The sequence below is a fragment of the Stenotrophomonas sp. YJH_SMC_122 genome (genome assembly GCF_059369535.1).
Genome location: NZ_JCAFST010000012.1, coordinates 76,245 through 94,027 on the forward strand (window position 1 = coordinate 76,245; position 17,783 = coordinate 94,027).

At 67.9% G+C, this 17,783-nt stretch carries 15 protein-coding genes; 11 read left to right on the forward strand and 4 right to left on the reverse strand.

Going from position 1 to position 17,783, the window contains the following annotated elements; translation table 11 throughout:
• Positions 1-13 precede the first annotated feature (13 nt).
• The 10 genes from cpaB (at position 14) to AC5P66_RS15960 (ending at position 11,284) form a co-directional block, all read left to right on the forward strand.
• A complete protein-coding gene (gene cpaB, locus AC5P66_RS15915) occupies positions 14-1,051 on the forward strand; it encodes a Flp pilus assembly protein CpaB (protein ID WP_495216493.1) in 1,038 nt (345 codons plus the stop codon).
• An 18-nt stretch (positions 1,052-1,069) separates the two neighbouring features.
• Positions 1,070-2,428, forward strand: coding sequence for a type II and III secretion system protein family protein (locus tag AC5P66_RS15920; RefSeq protein WP_100478293.1), 1,359 nt, complete (start codon positions 1,070-1,072; stop codon positions 2,426-2,428).
• Positions 2,429-2,456: 28 nt separating this feature from the next.
• Positions 2,457-3,713 carry a CpaE/TadZ family protein gene (locus AC5P66_RS15925; protein WP_099495820.1) on the forward strand — a complete coding sequence of 419 codons (1,257 nt, stop codon included), beginning with the start codon at positions 2,457-2,459 and terminating at the stop codon, positions 3,711-3,713.
• The gene (locus AC5P66_RS15930) at positions 3,698-5,044 is read left to right on the forward strand and encodes a TadA family conjugal transfer-associated ATPase (protein WP_049413524.1); all 1,347 of its coding nucleotides are present in this window, start codon (positions 3,698-3,700) and stop codon (positions 5,042-5,044) included. Before AC5P66_RS15925 ends, AC5P66_RS15930 begins: the two co-directional genes overlap by 16 nt.
• A 2-nt stretch (positions 5,045-5,046) precedes the next feature.
• Positions 5,047-6,003 (forward strand): type II secretion system F family protein, encoded by a 957-nt coding sequence (locus AC5P66_RS15935; protein ID WP_099495819.1) that lies wholly within the window; start codon positions 5,047-5,049, stop codon positions 6,001-6,003.
• Between the two features lie 28 nt (positions 6,004-6,031).
• Positions 6,032-6,967: a type II secretion system F family protein gene (locus AC5P66_RS15940; RefSeq protein WP_049413519.1), complete on the forward strand. Its 936-nt coding sequence runs from the start codon at positions 6,032-6,034 to the stop codon at positions 6,965-6,967.
• Positions 6,967-7,857, forward strand: a complete 891-nt coding sequence (locus tag AC5P66_RS15945; RefSeq protein ID WP_099495818.1) for a tetratricopeptide repeat protein — start codon at positions 6,967-6,969, stop codon at positions 7,855-7,857. Before AC5P66_RS15940 ends, AC5P66_RS15945 begins: the two co-directional genes overlap by 1 nt.
• On the forward strand, positions 7,854-8,315 hold the full coding sequence (locus AC5P66_RS15950) for a DUF3613 domain-containing protein (protein WP_495216494.1): 462 nt from the start codon (positions 7,854-7,856) through the stop codon (positions 8,313-8,315). The genes AC5P66_RS15945 and AC5P66_RS15950 overlap by 4 nt, the downstream gene beginning before the upstream one ends.
• 8 nt (positions 8,316-8,323) lie before the next feature.
• Positions 8,324-10,474 (forward strand): TadG family pilus assembly protein, encoded by a 2,151-nt coding sequence (locus tag AC5P66_RS15955; protein ID WP_099495816.1) that lies wholly within the window; start codon positions 8,324-8,326, stop codon positions 10,472-10,474.
• 105 nt (positions 10,475-10,579) lie between these two features.
• The gene (locus AC5P66_RS15960; protein ID WP_049413511.1) at positions 10,580-11,284 is read left to right on the forward strand and encodes a DUF2968 domain-containing protein; all 705 of its coding nucleotides are present in this window, start codon (positions 10,580-10,582) and stop codon (positions 11,282-11,284) included.
• A gap of 76 nt (positions 11,285-11,360) precedes the next feature.
• On the opposite strand, the gene AC5P66_RS15965 is transcribed toward AC5P66_RS15960, so the two are convergent.
• A complete protein-coding gene (locus AC5P66_RS15965; RefSeq protein ID WP_099495815.1) occupies positions 11,361-11,747 on the reverse strand; it encodes a hypothetical protein in 387 nt (128 codons plus the stop codon).
• Between the two features lie 186 nt (positions 11,748-11,933).
• Between AC5P66_RS15965 and AC5P66_RS15970 the strand changes: the two genes are divergently transcribed.
• The gene (locus AC5P66_RS15970; RefSeq protein ID WP_099495814.1) at positions 11,934-12,758 is read left to right on the forward strand and encodes an alpha/beta fold hydrolase; all 825 of its coding nucleotides are present in this window, start codon (positions 11,934-11,936) and stop codon (positions 12,756-12,758) included.
• 163 nt (positions 12,759-12,921) lie between these two features.
• On the opposite strand, the gene AC5P66_RS15975 is transcribed toward AC5P66_RS15970, so the two are convergent.
• The 3 genes from AC5P66_RS15975 to AC5P66_RS15985 are packed head-to-tail and all read right to left on the reverse strand — an operon-like array spanning position 12,922 to position 17,671.
• Positions 12,922-14,568 (reverse strand): MFS transporter, encoded by a 1,647-nt coding sequence (locus AC5P66_RS15975; RefSeq protein WP_099495813.1) that lies wholly within the window; start codon positions 14,566-14,568, stop codon positions 12,922-12,924.
• Positions 14,562-15,845 (reverse strand): alginate export family protein, encoded by a 1,284-nt coding sequence (locus AC5P66_RS15980; RefSeq protein ID WP_495216495.1) that lies wholly within the window; start codon positions 15,843-15,845, stop codon positions 14,562-14,564. The genes AC5P66_RS15975 and AC5P66_RS15980 overlap by 7 nt, the downstream gene beginning before the upstream one ends.
• Positions 15,824-17,671 carry an amidohydrolase gene (locus AC5P66_RS15985; RefSeq protein WP_199161083.1) on the reverse strand — a complete coding sequence of 616 codons (1,848 nt, stop codon included), beginning with the start codon at positions 17,669-17,671 and terminating at the stop codon, positions 15,824-15,826. The genes AC5P66_RS15980 and AC5P66_RS15985 overlap by 22 nt, the downstream gene beginning before the upstream one ends.
• Positions 17,672-17,783 lie beyond the last annotated feature (112 nt).

Below are 17,783 nucleotides of genomic sequence, written 5' to 3' on the forward strand. Positions count from 1 at the left end.
TGGAGACGGTTCCATGCTCAAGTTGACCCGCATCGCTGCCGTCGCCCTGATCGGCCTGGCCGTGCTGCTGGCGGTGATCGCCCTCATGATCGGGCGCAAACCCGCCGCACCTGCAACCGTCGCGCCAGTCGCTCACAACGAGACGCAGGCGATCACCGTGGTCGAAGCCGTGGCACGCCTGCCTGCGGGCGAGCCGATCAGCGCCAACGGCCTGCGCCTGGCCCAGCGCACCTCACCCGTCCCCGGTGCCGCTGCCAGCATTGCCGCCGTGACCGGCAAGGTGCCGGTGCAGGACATTGCCGAAGGCAGTGTGATCAACAGCAGCGCACTGGCTCAGGGCTTCTCGCTGCAGCTGCGGCCGGGCGAGCGTGCACTGGCCGTGCCCGTGGACGAACTGGTCGGTGCCGGCAACCGCATCCTTCCCGGTGATTTCGTCGACGTCTTCCTCAACCTGCGCAACGCCCAGCCCAACATCAACGGCCCTGGCGAAGCCGCGCAGACGCGCCTGCTGCTGTCGCGCCTGCGCGTCCTGAGCTATGGCCAGCAGGACATTGTGCCGGTGGCCACAGAGACTGCTTCCGACAGCGGGGCCGACACCCGCAACGACCCGCGCGCAGCCGACATCACCGGAAGTGGCAGCACGCACAGCAGCAGCAATGAAGCGCCGCAACCCGCACGCAGCGCGGTACTTGCGGTACCGGTGGCCGACGCCAACCGGCTGCTGCTGGGTGCGCAGCAGGGCAAACTTTTCCTGGCCCTGCGCAATCCCGCCGATACCGGCCTGCCCGACCTGGCGTTGTTCCCGCAATCGCGCGGAGTGATCGACCCGCTGCGTGGGCTCGACGCCGAACAGCAGCTCGCCCTGCAGCGGCCGGAGAACCACGCTTTTGCTGGTCTCGACGGCGACGCGCTGGCCGGACGTGGCAGTGCACCGCCACGCAGCACCCCGGACGCACCGGCGCGCGCGTCGGCGCCACGTCGCAGTGCACCGCGCGCGTCGGGGATCGAGATCATTCGCGGCGACAGTTCCACATCCCGTGCCTCCCTTTGACCTGCATCGAGTGCATCCATGACCGAACGTCGCCGCCGTCCACGCCTCTCCCTCCGCCAGCGCTGGCTGGCCCTGCTGCTGGTGCTGCTGGCGCCGGCAACGAGCGTGGCCGCCGATGACCTGGTGCTGCAGGCGCGCGAGCAGCGTCCCTGGAACCTGCCGGCCGACCTGGAGCGGGTGGCCATTGCCGACCCGGGTGTGGCCGACATCGTGATGCTGCGCGGGCAGCGCCAGGCGCTGCTGGTCGGCAAGATGCCCGGCACCACCACCCTGCTGCTGTGGCACCGCAGACAGGCCGAGCCACAGCGGTTGACGGTACGGGTGCAGAGCGCCGTACAGGGCGCCGCCAGCACCGGCAGCACCGGTCTGGTGTTCACCCAGCAGGACCAGCAGGGCCTCCTGCAGGGAAGCACCGACAGCATGCTCACGCACATGCAGGAACAGCGCACTGCGGCGATGGCGCTGGGCAAGGACGGCATGCTTGCCGATGCGTCCACCATCAGCAGTGGTGGCGTGGTCCAGGTCGAGGTCAAGGTGGTCGAGTTCAACAAGACCGCGATGAAGCAGATCGGCATCAACTTCCAGAACCGCAACGGCGGCTTCGCCTATGGCTTCGCGCGGCCCGGCACTGGCCTGCCCGGCAATACCGGCCTGCTGCCCGGCATGAAGGAAGGCAACAGCAGCAACGAGGCCGTGTCGCCGATTTCCTCGGCGTTCCGGCTGGTGTTCGGCTCGACCAAGGGACTGTGGAACGCCGATGTCGAACTGCTGCAGAGCAATGGCATGGCCCGCGTGCTGGCCGAGCCGACGCTGGTGGCACTGTCCGGCCAAAGCGCCAGCTTCCTGGCCGGTGGCGAACTGCCGATCCTGGAGCCGCAGGGGCTTGGCACCACCACCATCACCTACAAGCCCTTCGGCATCGGCCTGACCGTGACCCCAACGGTGCTGGCGCCGAACCGGATCGCGCTGAAGGTGGCGCCGGAGGCGAGCGACCTGGACTACAGCAACGCGATCGTGCTCAACAACGTGCAGATTCCCTCGATCACCACCCGTCGCGCCGATACCACGGTCGAGCTGGGCGATGGCGAGAGCTTCGTCATCGGTGGCCTGGTCAGCTCCAACATCGTTTCCAACGTCAACAAGATTCCACTGCTGGGCGACCTGCCGATCATTGGTTCGTTCTTCCGCAACTTCGACTACAAGCGCCAGGACAAGGAGCTGGTGATCATCGTCACCCCGCGTCTGGTGCAGCCGCTGGCACGCAACACCGAACTGCCGCTGCCTGGCGAGCGCGAAGCCAAGCCGCATCTTCCCGAATGGGGGGCGTGGTTGCTGGGGCCGGTCAGCCAGGACCCGGTGCCCGGCTTCTCGCGCTGACTTCCATGACGCCTGCGGAACCACGCCCATGCCCTACGCCACCGCCCAGCCGCTGCATCCGCAAGGACCGCCGATGAACCTGGTCCTGTACGGCATCGACCGCGAACTGCTGCCCCGGCTGGCCGCCAAGTTGCCGCCGACCACCACCCTGCACTGGCAGGACAGCAGTGCGCCGACATCGGCGCAGGACCTGCAACGCGGCCCGCAGAGCCTGGTGCTGCTTGACTTCCGGCCCGAGCACGCGGCTGCCTCGAGCGTACTGGCACAGCAGCTGCAGCAGACCCAGCCGGACCTGGCCCTGGTCGCGGTCGGCGCCACCAGCGCCGGCCAGGTCGAAGGCGTGGTGATTGCCCTGCGCGCCGGCCTGCGCGATGTGCTGGACCTGGACAGTGACAACGCCGGCATCGAGGCGGCCCTGCGGCGTGCGCTGTCACCGCGCCCGGCCGCGGTGGCGCAGCACGCGCACAAGGCGCGCCTGATCGTGCTGCTGGGCGTGCGCGCAGGGGTCGGCACCAGTACCCTGGCCGCACATCTTTCGGTGCTGGCGCAACAGACGCGGGCCCTCGCCCAGGGCGATGCAATGCAGCAGGACGGCCTGTTGATGGAACTGGCACAGCCGTCCGGTGACCTTGCGCTGTACCTCAATCTCGACAGCCGCTTCCACTACGAGGATGCGCTGCGCAATGCCAGCCGCATCGACGCCACCCTCGCACGCACCGCGATGGCGCGCCATGACTCCGGGCTGGTGCTGCTGGACCGTGCCGGCGGCAGTGATGCCGTGCCCCCGTCCGACCCTGGCGCGCTGCTGCAGCGCCTGCGCGGGGTGTTCGCCAGCGTGCTGTGTGATGCCGGCGGCTGCCCGCTGCGGCAGCTGCCGCCGCTGTTGCTGGACCAGGCAGACGAGATCTGGCTGGTCACCGATGCGTCAATCGCCACGCTGGTCTCGCTGGACCAGGCGCTGAAGCATCTTGCAGGCCAGCGCGAGCGCGAGAAGCGCCTGCAGCTGGTGATCAACCGCCACGACGACAGCAGCGGCATGAGCCCGGAACAGATCGCACGCCGCTTCGAAGTGCCGTTGCTGGCGACATTGCCTGAACGACCGCGTGTGCGCCTTGCCGCCAGCCAGGGCCGCCTGCTGCTGCAGGATGCGCCGCGCGATCCCTACCTGCGTGCCCTCGCCCCGCTCGTGTCACGGCTGGACCCGGCTGCCTGCCAGGTCCAGCCGCATGGCCTGCGGGAAAGACTCTCCCTTGCCCTGGGTGGATCGCAATGGAAGACAAGGTAACCCCGTTCCCGCATGCCGTTGCCCGCCCGCTGCTGCACGAGAGCCCGGGCCACCTGCCGTTCGCACAGACCGAGCAGTATCAGAAGGTGCTGTCGGCCGCACATGAGCACCTGCTCAACAGCATCGAGGACGAGCGCATCGACATCGATTCCTGGGCCCCGGATACCATCGCCCGCTGGGTGCAGGTGCAGACCGTGGGCTTCATCCAGGAATGGCGCATCCCGATCAACGAAGAAGAGATGCAGGTGGTTGCCGAGGGCCTGGTCAAGGAGCTGACCGGTTTCGGCCCGCTGGACGACCTGCTCCACGACCCCACCATTGAAGACATCCTGATCAACGGTTTCAAGGACGTGCACGTTTCGCAGGGTGGCCAGCTCCGGCGCGCCACCCAGCGCTTCACCGATGACACCCACCTGCTGCGCATCCTGCGCCGCATCCTCGCGCCGCTTGGCCGCCGGCTGGATGATTCCAATCCCATGGTCGATGCGCGCCTGCCCAACGGCGGCCGCCTCAACGCGATCATTTCGCCACTGGCGGTGGACGGGCCGATGGTGTCCATCCGCAAGTTCCGCAAGGACCCGTTCACCCCCGACGAACTGCTCGCCAAGGGCACCTTCGACGCACCGATGCAGGCCCTGCTGAAGGCGATGGTGCTGGGCCGCTGCAACATCCTGGTCTCCGGCGGCACCAGTTCCGGCAAGACCTCGCTGCTGAACGCGCTGGCCAGCTACGTGCCGCCCAGCGAGCGCGTCATCACCGTGGAGGACACCGCCGAGCTTTCGCTGAACCATCCGCACGTAGTGCGCCTGGAAAGCCGCATCGGCGGCGCCGAGGGCCAGGGCGCGGTCAGCATCCGCGACCTGGTGCGCAACAGTCTGCGCATGCGCCCGGACCGCATCGTGGTCGGCGAAGTGCGTGGCGCGGAAGTGCTGGAAATGCTGCAGGCGATGAACACCGGCCATGACGGATCGATGGCCACCATCCACGCCAACACGCCGCGCGACTGCCTGTACCGCATCGAGATGCTGGCAGGCTTTGCCGGCTTCCAGGGCAGCGAGGACAGCCTGCGGCGGCAGATTGCCAGCGCCATCGACTTCATCGTGCAGATCTCGCGGCTGGGCAGCGGACGCCGGGTGCTGGTCTCGATCACCGAGATCACCGGAGTCAGTGACAACCTGATCACCACCCAGGAAATGTTCCGCCACGAGGTGCAGATCGACGCCGCCGGCCGCGAGATCGACCGCTGGATCGGCCTGGGCTTCCATCCGCACTCGCACAAGCTGGAGCCGTTCCGCCAGCAACTGCGTGAATCGCTCTACGGGGACTTCTGAGCATGGGCACCGGCCTGCTGCTGGGCGTGTTGAGCATCATCTCGGTGCTGCTGGCGCTGGCGGTCTGGCTGTGGGGCGCTGCCAGCAACCGCGAGCAGCGCCAGGCCTCGCTGCAGCATGCCGAGCAACAACTGGCGCGTGGCAGCGCGGCCGGCGCGGTACCGGCCGGGCCTGCCGTTGCGGCGGCCAGCGATTCGACCCGCCCGGCCAGCTCCGGAACCCGCGTACTGCCGTGGGACGGTGTCCTGCAGCGCGCAGGCCTTGCGCCGGGCTGGAAGCTGCCACTGATGCTGCTGGTGCCAGGATTGGCGCTTGCGATCGTGGCGGCGATGCGGCTGGGCACGGCCTGGATGTTTCCGCTGACCCTGCTGCTGTACCTGCTGGGCTGCTGGCTGTGGGTGATGCGCCGGATCACCAAGCTGCGCGCGCAGCTGCTGCACCAGATGCCGGACTTTCTCGACAACCTGGTCCGCCTCACTGCGCTGGGCAACAGCCTGCAGGCCGCGTTCCAGGTGTCTTCGATGCAGACCAGCGCGCCACTGCGCGGCCTGCTCGACACCACGGTGCGCTATGCGCGCAGCGGCATGGACCTGGATCGTGCATTGAGCCTGGCCGCGCAGCCGTACCGGATGGACGTACTGAAGGTGCTGGCAGTGGTGATCGGAGTGAGCGTGCGCATCGGTGGCCGCGCCGACCAGATCCTGCAACGCATGGGCGATTTCATGCGCGACCTGGAACAGGCCCAGCAGGAACTGGCGGCCACCACCTCGGAAACACGGATGTCGGCCTGGGTGCTGGGGCTGCTGCCACCCTCCAGTGCGGTGCTGATGGCGATCTCCAGCCCGGCGTTCTTCCAGCCGGTGCTGCACGACCCGCTCGGTCACAGGATCCTGCTGATCGCACTGGGCCTGGAACTGCTCGGGGCGTTCCTGCTGTACCGCCTGGCCAAATCGCTATGACCGTCCGCAGCCGCCCCGGAGGTGCCCGATGAGCGCCAGCGCCTGGTTCGCCCTTTCGCTGCTGGTGCTGGCAGCCGGCGTCGCCCTGCTCGGTATCGCCGGCTGGGTGCGCAGCCATCGCGAGCACCGCAGCTCGGCCACGCTGAAAACCGCCCTGCAGCCTCGTGAAGAAGGCCGCGACACCGAGGCCACGCGCCGCGACTCGCTGGGCTGGATCGAGCGCTTCGGGCGCTCGCTCAGTGGCGGCCGCCTGGAGGCTGCGCTGCTTGCCAACGAAGACAAGCTGCTGTTGGACCTGGCTGGCTGGAACACGCGCCGTGGCACCGCCATCTATCTCGGCCTGCGCCTGCTGCTTGCCCTGTTGGTGCTGGCGCTGGCGCTGGCGTTCAGCAGCGCGCACGGGCTTGCCAAGGTGATGGTGGTGATCGGTGCGCTGGCGGCCGGGCTGCTGCTGCCCAAGTTCGTGCTGTCGTCGTGGGTCAAGCGCCGCCGCCGCGCGGTCGAGAACGAGCTGCCCCTGCTGATCGACCTGCTGCGCCTGCTGCAGGGCGTGGGCTTCAGCATGGACCAGAGCCTGCAGACGCTGGGTGACAAGCTGCGCGATGCATTGCCGGTACTCGGCGGCGAACTGCAGGAAGCCAATGTGGCCTATACCCATGGCCGCACGCGCGCGCAGTCATTGCGGCGGCTGAGCGAGGTCTACGCCGATGATGACCTGGCCAGCCTGATGCAGCTGATCCTGCAGGTGCATGCGCACGGCGGCGCAGTGCAGGAGCCGCTGCGCCAGTTCAGCATCCGGCTGCGCGAACAGCGCCGCAACGCGTTGAAGGAAAAGGTCGGCAAGCTCTCGGTGAAGATGACCGTGGTGATGATGCTGACCCTGTTGCCGGCACTGATGCTGGTGCTCGCCGGCCCGGCGCTGGTCGCGCTGGCCACCACCCTGTCCAAGATGGGATCTCCCTGATGCCTGCCCTGCGCACCTCCCGCCTGCTGCTTGCCGTCGCCCTCGCCGCCCTGGCCAGTGGCTGCGCCTCGACCACACCGAAGTATGTTCGGGCGCCCAGCCTTGCGCCGCCGGAACCCGCTCCGCAGGACAGCCGCAACGCCTATCTGGAGCTGATCGAACGCATGCAGCAGCAGGGCGCCTGGTATGCCTCGCTGGCCCATGTGGAAGCCTTCCGCCAACGCTATGGTGATCGCCCTGCCCTGCGCCTGCTGCAGGCCGACGCACTGCGTGAGACCGGCCAGACCGACGCGGCAGTCATGCTGTATCGCGAGCTGTCCAGCGGGCCGCAGGCCGCGGCGGCCGCCCATGGCCTGGGCCTGATCGCTGCACGCCGCGACGACGACGCCGGCAGCGAACAGGCGCTGGCGCGCGCCACGCAGCTGCAGCCCTTGAACACCGACTACCTGGGCGACCTGGGCTATGCACGGCTGCGTGCCGGCCAGTTCGATCAGGCCCGCGAGCCGCTGGCCAAGGCCCTGGAACTTTCACCGGGCAACGCCAAGGCAACGGCCAACCTTGCACTCTGGGCGGTACTGCGCGGCGACCAGGCCACGGCGGAGCGGCTATCGGAACAGGCCAGCCTCAACGAAGAAACGCGCCGAAGCATCCAGCAGCAGGCCCAGCAGATCCGCACGCGCCTGCAGCAACGACAGGCCGCTGCCGCCGCCAAAGCAGCCACACCTGCACATACGGCCAGCGTCGAGAGTGGCGCTCGTGCATCGGGCGGCGCACGGCTGGCGGGCGAACCCCGCCGCGACCCGCGCGACCAACGCGATCCGCAGCGCCTGCCACCATCGATGCTGGAACGCTTCAGCGCCACCGACCACCCGACCGGAAGCACACCATGACCGCGATGCGCCAGACCCGACGCCTGTTGCCCGTGCTGTGCTGCCTGCTTGTGGCCGGTGCCGTGCAGGCACAGCAACAGCCATTGACCGGACGGATGCTCGGTGGCCCCTCGCCGTCGCCAGCGGCCACGGTGCCGATGCAGGCCGAACCGCTTCCCACCGTGGAGTTGGCCGCACCGGCCGCATCCGCCGAGGTGACTGGGGCGCAACCGGCAACCGTCGCAGCCGACGTTGCACCACCGGCCACACCGCGCACACGCATGCAGAGCGGCGAGGCCACCCGCAACCTGTTCCGCCTGCAGGCCTCCGGGCAGCAGGCCGGCCAGCGCCTGCCGATCCTGGGTGACCAGGCCACGCTGAGCTATGCGCGTTACCTGAAGAGCTTCGAACACGAGATCCCGGACTTCTTTGAGACCGATGTTGCCCGGTCCGGGGACGCCTCTTCCTCCGGACGCTGAGGTCGGCCATGAAACGCCCACGCCAGTTCAGTTTCAGCCGCGCACGCGGCGGCATGTCGGTCACGATGATGCTGGTCATGCTGGCGCTGTTGGCCATGCTGGGCCTGGTCGAGATCGGCTATCTGTTCTGGGCCAAGCGCGATGCGCAGAAGGTGGCCGACCTTGCCGCACTGGCCGGCGCACAGCGGTTGGAGCTGTGCAGCCCGGACAACAGCGACAACAGCGCTGCCCGGCAGAATGCGCTGGCCCAGAACAGGTTCGCAGGCACCCTGCAGATCCGCTGCGGCAACTGGAGCGCCAGCCGTGGCACCGGCACCCGCTTCGTCACCAGCGTCGATGCCAGCAATCCACGCAATGCGGTTCAGGTGATCGCCGAGCGCAGCGTGCTGCCCTTCTTCGGGCAGACTTCCAGCCTGCCCACCGTGAGCGTGCAGGCCGTGGCGCGCCGCGCCGAACCCACCGCGGTGTTTGCCGTCGGCTCGCAGCTGCTGCGGACCAATGGCGATTCAGTACTGCTGTCGACCCTGCGCCTGGTTGGCCTGGACGTCACCAATGCCACGGTGCTGTCCTATGACGGCCTGGCGCAGGCCAACGTGACTCCGTCCGGCCTGCTGAAAGCGCTCAACATACCGGTAAGCGCCAACCTCAGCGTGGCCGACTTCAATCGCCTGTTGTCGGTCAACAAGATCTCGCTGGCGCAACTGGTCGATGCCACCGCCACCGTGGTCGGCCGTGACTCGACGGTGGGCGTGCAGCTGCGCGCCCTGTCCGATCTGGTTGCCACCCAGCTGGACATCAACAAGCTCAACATCGTGCTTGGCAGCCAGTCCGGCGGCGGTGGCCTGTTTGCCGAAGTTGTCTCGCCCGACGGCACGGTCGGCAGCGCACTGGAGTCACAGATCAACGTGCTCAACCTGATCAACACCGCGATCTCCATCGCCAACGATGGCAATGGCGTGGCGGTCAAGGGACTGGACCTGCTGGGCATCAGGATCCAGGCCGGCGTGGTCGAGCCGCCATCGATCGCCATCGGCGGTGTCGGCAGCCGTGCCTACAACGCGCAGGTCCGGCTGATGGCGGACGTGGACAGCAACAACCTGTTCGCGCTGGGGCCGCTGCTGAGCCTGCTCGGCACGCGCCTGCACCTGCCGCTGCACGTCGACGTGGCCAACGGCATGGGCACACTGACCGGCATCCAGTGCGGCGGCAGTCCACCCAAGGCCACGATCCAGGTGGACTCGTCAGTGCTGCGCGCCTGCGTCGGCAATGTCGACCCCGCACAGCGCTTCTCCAGGGCCAATGTCTGCGATGCCACGCTGCAGGACGAACAGCTGCTGAAGCTGCTGGGCCAACCATTGATCAACGACAGGATTACCCTGCCCGCCCTGACCAGCACACAGACCCTGACCCTGGCCGCCGGCGAGACCGGCTCGACCCGGATCAACCCGCTCGCGGTTGGTGACGCCGTATCGGGGCTGGTGAACGAGTTGCTGCGCGTGCTGTCAGGCATGCTCAGCTCGCCCAAGCAGGGCATGAGCGCCAACGACACGGCCAAGGCGCTGGCCGATCGCTACCTGCAGGCGGCCTTTCCGACTGGCGGACGCTACAACGTCGACCAGGTCATCCCGCTGCTGCGCGATGGCGATCCGGCACGCAATCTCGCCCCGCTGGGCAACTGGACGGTGAAGAATGGCGTCCCCAAGCCTTGCCTGCTGGGCCTGACCACCTGCTGGGAAGACGGTTCGGTGTGGACCGGTTACAGGACGACCGTCACCGGCCAGGGCCTGGGCCTGCTCGATGGCCTGCTTGGCTCGCTGGTCGGCGGCCTGCTGATCAACCGCTGCGACAGCCTGCTCGGCAACCTGATCGATTACAACGGCTGCGTGCGCAACAATCTGGCGTCCTACATCCAGACTGCACCGGCGGGCTTTCTCGATGGTGCTGGGGGAACGGGTGTCACCAACCCCGATGGCAGCGTCAGCTGCAGCGGACTGCTGTGCACCCTGCTGAAGCCGATCCTGGCCGCACTGCGACCGGTGCTCAACAGCGTCGGCACCCTGCTGACCAACCTGCTGGCCAGCGTGCTTGGCCTGGAACTGGGCCGGACCGACGTCAACGTGCATTCGATCCAGTGCAGCGCCGCACAGCTGGTCTACTGAAATCGAGCCGTGACGGGCGCCCTTGGCGGCGCCCACACCCATGCTAGACTCCCGGCGGGGAACCACCTTCAACTCAACCCACACTCATCCGTGGATGGTCTAGACATGCGAGAAACTTCAGGGGGCGCGGTCTTTGCCCGGCACGCGCGCAGCGCGGCAGTGCTGGCCGTGGCGATGATGCTGGTGGCACCGGCAGCGATGGCCGCACGTGGCGACCGTGAGGCGGCCGCCGAACCGGCGCGCAGCGCGCCGGTGGTGCGCAATACCGTGGACGAACTCAAGCAGTTGATGGATTCGCGCCAGCTGACCGAGCTGCGCACCACCTACAATGGCAACTACGGCGCCAGCCTGCTGTTCAACGCCAACACCCTGACCTACTACGTGGCCCTGTTCCAGGAGAAGAACTTCTGGCGGGTGATCAAGACCGATGCGGTGGACAACGCCGAGCGTGTCTACCGCACCTTCGCGCAGCAGTCCGAACAGCTGGCCCAGGTCTACATCGACACCACCCGCCTTGAAGCCGGCAAGCGCTACACCGAGCGCCTGGTGGCCTACAACGAGGAACGCCTGCGCACCCTGCAGCAGGAAATGGAACAGCAGCAGGCGCAGTCGGCCCAGGTCAGCGCGGCCCTGCAGCAGGCCCAGCAACAGGCCGTGAGCCTGAGCACCGATGTGCAGAGCACCAACAGCCAGCTGGACGCCCTGCAGCGCCGCATCCAGATCCTGCAGGCCGAACAGGGCAACCCGGAGTTGAGCCTGCCCAAGCCGGACAGCATGCCCGCGCCGGCCGCCGCCAGCGACGGTCGCTGAGAGCTGCACCCACGGTACTCCACGCGACGGCGCCCTATGGCGCCGTTGTCGTTTTCGGCACTTCACGGTCACCGCATCACTGGCAGGCGTCGTAGACCGCGTCATCCAGCTGCCGGCGCTGCACGAAATCCAGGCGCCGACGCTTGAGCAGCGCCTGCTCGCGTTGGCGGCGGGCACGCTCGCAGGCCGCCGCATCCGTGCTGATCGTGATCAGCGCACCGTGCGCCTGCGCCGCACGCCGTGGCCGGGGCGATGGCTTCGGTGCCGAGGCCGCTGGCGCCACAGCGCCGCGGGACAATGACTGCTCCGCGGGCACGTCCCAGCGCCATGCGGCACGCCCCTGGCAAGGTGTCTGCTGGTAGACCGGGTGCGGTCCATCCACGCACTTGTAGACATGGGTCTGTGCCGGCGCTGCCATGGGCAGCAGCAGGCACAGCATCAGCGACCATCGCATGGCGGGCATCCGTGCGTTCCTGTGGCGGGCTGCGCTCATCCTCGGCGCGCGGCTGCCGTCCTGCCAGAGCGATACGCGTCACATCCGATGCAATCCAGCACAGCCGTGCAAGTCGGTCGCCTGCATCTGCGCTGTACTGCCGAAGGCACCGGCATCCTGCCGAAGCCTTCCCTCCCTTCCGCCAAGGAACCTGCAATGAGCAACTTCGTCACCGTCGCCGACGGCGCCCGCATCTTCTACAAGGATTGGGGCACCGGCCAGCCGATCGTGTTCGCCCACGGTTGGCCGCTGTCTTCCGATGCCTGGGATCCGCAGATGCTGTTCATGGGCCAGAACGGCTTCCGCGTGATCGCCCACGATCGCCGCAGCCACGGACGCTCCAGCCAGACATGGGATGGCAACAACATGGACACCTATGCCGATGACCTGGCCGCGGTGATCGAAGCGCTGGACCTGAAGGACGCGATCCTGGTCGGCCATTCCACCGGCGGCGGTGAAGTGGCCCATTACATCGGCCGCCACGGCAGCGCGCGCGTGGCCAAGGTGGTGCTGGTCGGCGCCGTGCCGCCGCTGATGCTGAAGACCGACGCGAACCCGGCCGGCACGCCGCTGGAGGTCTTCGACGGCATCCGCAAGGGTACCGGCGGCGACCGTTCGCAGTTCTTCAAGAACCTGACCACGCCGTTCTTCGGCGCCAACCGGGATGGCAACAACGTCACCCAGGGCATGCGCGATGCGTTCTGGCTGCAGGGCATGCTTGGTGGCGTCAAGGGCCAGTACGACTGCGTGCACGAATTCTCGGAAGTGGACTACACCGAGGACCTGAAGAAGATCGACGTGCCGGCGCTGGTCGTGCACGGCGACGACGACCAGATCGTGCCGTTCGATGCCTCGGCCAAGCTGTCCTCGCAGATCATCGAGGATGCCGAACTGAAGGTGTACGCTGGTGCGCCGCATGGCCTGACCATCACCCACGCCGACCAGTTCAACGCCGACCTGCTGGCGTTCGCACGCAAGTGAGGTATCGCGGCGGCGCCGCAACGGTGCCGCCGCCCCTTCGGTAGTGCCGGCCGCTGGCCGGCAACCCGATCAACGCGTCGCGATCCTGCACAGCCGGCCAGCGCCCGGCTCTACCCCTGGCAGGCTGCACAGCCGGCCAGCGCCCGGCTCTACCAGCGACGGCTCAGATGTCGGCATGGTGATGTGGCACGGAGGCGGGCAGCGGATCCTGACCACCCACGAAGTGACGCACCACCGGCGCGCGCTCTCCCCGATGCAATCCGCGTAGTTCTTCCTGGATCGCCTTGTCGTCGGCGGTGATGCGCTCGTGCTGGCGAAGGTGCTCCAGCCATGACGGGGTCACGAAATACTCCAGGTGGATCCCCGGTGTTGCCACGTCTTCGACTACGCCCCAGACCACTGCACCATCGCGACGACGGATGGATCCCATCGCGCGCATCTGCGCCTGGAACGCGGCACGATCAGCATCATCGATGCGGTACTCGATGGTGACCAGCACCGGGCCTCGATCGTTCGACACCGGCACCGACAGCTCGGGTGCCGGCCAGTGCCCGGCCGGGCTCAGGTTCAGGTCTTCGGTACCGGCGATGCGCACGCGCCATACCAGCAACCCACCGATCACCGCACCGGCCGCTGCCACCAGCAACGCCAGTTCGGGTGAGGTGCGCTGAGCGAGCGCGCCCCAGCTCAGGCCGCCGGCGGCCATGCCGGCAGAGAACACCATGATGTACAGCGCCAGCGCACGCGCACGTACCCATGCCGGAACCGCAGTCTGCGCAGCGATCTGCAGTGACGACAGCACGGTGATCCACGCAAATCCATTGACCAGCATCACCGCCGGAAGCACGTACCAGCTGCGGGTCAGCGCCAGCCCGACCAGGCTCAGGGCCAGCGACAACGTCGCCAGCAGCACCAGCAGGTCGCGATCCATCTGTGCGCGCAGCTTCGGCAGCAGCAACGCACCGCCTACTGCGCCGATCCCGATGCAGCCCAGCAGCATGCCGTACTGCCCCGCCCCACCCTGCATCTGCCCACGCACCACCACCGGCAACAGCGCGTTCATTGCCGCGGCGAAGAAGAAGAAGCCGACCGACTTGATCAGCACCGCCTGCAGCCGTCCGGCACGGCTGGCGTAGCGCAGGCCCGCTTTCAATCCGGCACCGAAGCCTTCCGGCGGCAAGCTCGACTGCTTTGGGTCGCGCTTCCAACCCCACACCACGAACAACATTGCGGCGAAGGTGATGGCATTGAAGCCGAACGCCCAGACCGCACCCAGCTGGGCGACGATCACGCCGCCGATGGCCGGGCCGATCGAACGAGCGATATTGATGCCGATCGAGTTCAGCGCCACCGCCGAGGCCAGCATCGGCTGCGGTACCAGTTCGGAGACGATGGCGGCCTGCGCGGGCATAGCCATCGCCGCACCGCAGCCCATGCAGAAGGTCAGCAGCACCAGCAACTGCGGGGTCAGCAGGTCCATCGCGGTCAATGCAGCCATCGCTGCGGCCACCAGCAGCATCCAGCCTTGGGTCGCCAACAGGTACTTCCGACGATCGACAATGTCGGCTAGGGTGCCGGCAGCGAGCGCCAGCAGCACGATCGGCACCGTGGTGGCCGACTGCACCAGGGCCACCATCAGCGGCGAACCGGTGCGCTCGGCCATCACCCAGGCAGCGGCCACATCATTGACCCAGGTGCCGATGTTGCTGGCCAGGATTGCCAGCCAGATCGAACGGAACATCTGGATCTTCAGCGGAGACCAGGCCCCTGCGGCCTGTGCGGGGTGTTGCGACGCGGTTGCGTTCACCATTGCCATGCTCCAACGATCGAGGCGAACAGCGTGTCCTGGCCTCCAGCCTGCTTCAGTGCAGGACCGGCGTCGACCCAGGCCAGCTGCAGCTGCCATTGCCAGTGTTCGCTGGCCTGCCAGCGGGTTTCGGATTTGTACTGGGTGCCGATGCGGCGCGCGCCACCGGCGCTGCCCGGCAACGCCACCAGCGGCGCCGGCGTGGTGTAGACCGCATCGGCACGACGATGCTTCCAGGCCATCTGTACGCCCAGCTCCGTCGCCACCGCGTCGTGCAGGCGCAGGGCCAGGGTCGGCTGCAGGTCCATCAGATTGGCCGGGGCCAGCAGGCTGGCCTCGCTGAAGTAGGCCGATTTCGGGAACAGTGCATTGAAGGTTCCCAATCGCCGATCGTGCAGCTTGCCATCGCCACTGGCGATGTCGGCCTTCAGCCCCAGCCGCGGTTGCAGCGGCCGCTCCGTCCAGCGCCAGCCGGTGTCGGTGGCCAGCGTCCAGGCACGGATGTCGAGGGGGCCGGTGGCGGCACGCAGTTCACCGCCCTGCGCCACCAGCTCACTGTTCCAGTCCAGCAGACCTGACTGGCCGAACCAGCGCGCACCGAGTGTCTGCCGGCGCTCGGTTCCCGAGCCTGCCGCAAAGCGCGCACCGTCGCGACGATAGTCCAGCAGGTACAGATCCCATTGTCCCACGCCCTGCCCGCGTGCCGCGGTGGCATAGGCACCCCACAGGTGCGCACCGTGTTCGCCCCGATCATCAAAGGCACCCGGCCGGTTCTCGACCGGCCGCAAGGCCATCAGGTCAAGCGTGCCGAGCCGCCCCTTCCAGCCCAGGCGCGCACCGTCGAAGGCCAGGCGGATGTTCGGCCCATCGCGCACCGACAACAGCCGCGAACTGCCATAGCCGGCTTCCTGCCGGCCGAGCTGCACATGGAAGCCACCGCGCTGCCAGCGCCAATACGCCTGCTGCACGTCCAAGGCACCACGGTCGGTGCGGCCCGGGCCGCCTGCCTTGCCATTCTCGGCATGCACGCCCAGCTGCAGCTTTGCCTGCCAGCTGTCCTCCACATAGGTGGCCGAGGCCAGTGCCCGCAGCAGGCCATAGCCATCTTCGCCGCCGCCGATGCCGAACCGGGTCGGGTCGTAGTACAGGCCGCGCAGGCGCAGCGATGCGTCCAGCTGCAGCCGGCCGTCGCCCGCGTCGCTGCAGCGGCCCCCCTCGCAGGCCAGCGCCAGCGATGGCGCGGCCAGCAGCGCCAGGCTCAGAACGCGAAGCACGAGCATCCCATCGCGCCCCAGAAGGCGGTCAGGTCACCGGTAGGCGCCGCATGCTGCGCGGCATGACCGTGAGCACCATGCGTACTGCAGGCCACACCGTGATGGTGGCGATGGGCGGCGGTCAATCCGGTGGCGGCACCGCCAACGTGGTAACCACCGAAGCGGTTGACCGGCGACCAGTCCGGCATCGCCGGCGGCAGCTGCGGCGCCAGCCCAGCATAATCGACGTCGGCGTGCACGATGCGCCCGCCGACCACCGTCAGCACGCTGGTGATGTCGGCGATCTGCGCGTCATCAACGCGGAAGAAGTCGGCCGAAAGCAGGATGAAATCAGCCAGCTGGCCAACTTTCAGCGTGCCCTTCACCGCTTCGTCGCCGGAGAACCAGGCGCTGCCCTGGGTCCACAGGCGCAGCGCCTGCTCGCGTTCGAGCAGGTTTTCCTCGCCATACAGGGCCAACCCGCCCACGGTGCGCCCGGTCACCAGCCAGGACAACGCCACCCACGGATTGTAGCTGGCCACGCGGGTGGCGTCGGTGCCTGCGCCCACCGGCACGCCCTCGGCCAGCATGCGCTTGACCGGCGGCGTATGCCGCGCGGCCTGCACGCCGTAGCGCTCGACGAAGGCCTCGCCCTGGTAGGCCATGCGGTGCTGCACGGCGATACCCCCACCCAGCGCGCGGATGCGCTCGATATTGCGCGGGGTGATGGTCTCGGCGTGGTCGATGAACCAGTGCAGGCCATCGAACGGCACCTCGCGGTTGACCTGTTCGTACACATCGAGGATGCGGGTGATGCTCTCGTCGTAGGTGGCATGGATGCGGAACGGCCAGCGCTTCTCGACCAGCAGCTTCACCACGTCGTGCAGTTCGGGCTCCAGCTCCGCCGGCAGTTCCGGGCGCGGCTCGTTGAACAGTTCGAAGTCGGCGGCGGAGAACACCAGCATCTCGCCCGCGCCGTTGTGGCGCAGCAGGTCATCGCCCTGGCGCGGCTGCAGGATCTCGCTCCAGCCACGGAAGTCATCCACTTCCCTGCCCTTGTTCTGGGTGAACAGGTTGTAGGCGATGCGCACCGTCAGCTGATCATCGCGATGCAGCTGCTCGATGACCTGGTAGTCCTCGGGGTAGTTCTGGAAGCCACCGCCGGCGTCGATCACCGAGGTGATGCCAAGCCGGTTCAGTTCGCGCATGAAATGGCGCGTCGAGTTGGCCTGGTATTCGATCGGCAGGCGCGGGCCCTTGGCCAGCGTGGCGTACAGGATCAGCGCATTGGGCTTGGCCAGCAGCAGTCCGGTCGGGTTGCCCAGCGAATCGCGCACGATCTGGCCACCCGGCGGATCCGGCGTGTCCTTGGTGTAGCCGCAGGCGCGCAGCGCGGCGCGGTTGAGCAGTGCGCGGTCATACAGGTGCAGCAGGAACACCGGCGTATCCGGTGCGATGTCGTTGAGCTCCTGCAGCGTCGGCAGGCGCTTCTCGTTGAACTGCGCGGCGGTGAAGCCACCGACCACGCGGACCCACTGCGGCGCGGGAGTGCGGTCTACCTGGGCCTTCAGCATGTCCAGGGCATCGCCCAGCGAACGCAGGCCGTCCCAGCGCAGTTCCAGGTTGTAGTTCAGGCCACCACGGATGAGGTGAGTATGGCTGTCGTTGAGGCCGGGCAGCAGGCGCCGGCCCTGCGCGTCGATCAGCGTCGCTTCATTGCCCCAGCCGCGCATGATCTCCTCGTCGCTGCCGACGGCGACGATGCGGCCTTCCTGTACAGCCAGCGCCTGCGCATGCGGCTGCCGCGGGTCGAGGGTGGTAATGCGGGCATTGCGGATGACCAGCGTGCTCATGCGACGCTCCTTGGAAGTGGAATCGAGTGCGGCACCGGCGCGACCTGCCAGGCCGAGCGCAACAGCGGCGCCGCTGGCCAGCACCACGTTGCGGCGGCCGTGATCGAGGGGA

Coding starts and splice junctions, on each gene's coding strand:
- AC5P66_RS15965 (WP_099495815.1), bottom strand. CDS start 11,747: ATGCCCGCCATGCGATGGTCGCTGATGCTGTGCCTGCTGCTGCCCATG.
- AC5P66_RS15970 (WP_099495814.1), top strand. CDS start 11,934: ATGAGCAACTTCGTCACCGTCGCCGACGGCGCCCGCATCTTCTACAAG.
- AC5P66_RS15930 (WP_049413524.1), top strand. CDS start 3,698: ATGGAAGACAAGGTAACCCCGTTCCCGCATGCCGTTGCCCGCCCGCTG.
- AC5P66_RS15985 (WP_199161083.1), bottom strand. CDS start 17,671: ATGAGCACGCTGGTCATCCGCAATGCCCGCATTACCACCCTCGACCCG.
- AC5P66_RS15940 (WP_049413519.1), top strand. CDS start 6,032: ATGAGCGCCAGCGCCTGGTTCGCCCTTTCGCTGCTGGTGCTGGCAGCC.
- AC5P66_RS15980 (WP_495216495.1), bottom strand. CDS start 15,845: ATGCTCGTGCTTCGCGTTCTGAGCCTGGCGCTGCTGGCCGCGCCATCG.
- cpaB (WP_495216493.1), top strand. CDS start 14: ATGCTCAAGTTGACCCGCATCGCTGCCGTCGCCCTGATCGGCCTGGCC.
- AC5P66_RS15920 (WP_100478293.1), top strand. CDS start 1,070: ATGACCGAACGTCGCCGCCGTCCACGCCTCTCCCTCCGCCAGCGCTGG.
- AC5P66_RS15950 (WP_495216494.1), top strand. CDS start 7,854: ATGACCGCGATGCGCCAGACCCGACGCCTGTTGCCCGTGCTGTGCTGC.
- AC5P66_RS15975 (WP_099495813.1), bottom strand. CDS start 14,568: ATGGTGAACGCAACCGCGTCGCAACACCCCGCACAGGCCGCAGGGGCC.
- AC5P66_RS15945 (WP_099495818.1), top strand. CDS start 6,967: ATGCCTGCCCTGCGCACCTCCCGCCTGCTGCTTGCCGTCGCCCTCGCC.
- AC5P66_RS15935 (WP_099495819.1), top strand. CDS start 5,047: ATGGGCACCGGCCTGCTGCTGGGCGTGTTGAGCATCATCTCGGTGCTG.
- AC5P66_RS15925 (WP_099495820.1), top strand. CDS start 2,457: ATGCCCTACGCCACCGCCCAGCCGCTGCATCCGCAAGGACCGCCGATG.
- AC5P66_RS15955 (WP_099495816.1), top strand. CDS start 8,324: ATGAAACGCCCACGCCAGTTCAGTTTCAGCCGCGCACGCGGCGGCATG.
- AC5P66_RS15960 (WP_049413511.1), top strand. CDS start 10,580: ATGCGAGAAACTTCAGGGGGCGCGGTCTTTGCCCGGCACGCGCGCAGC.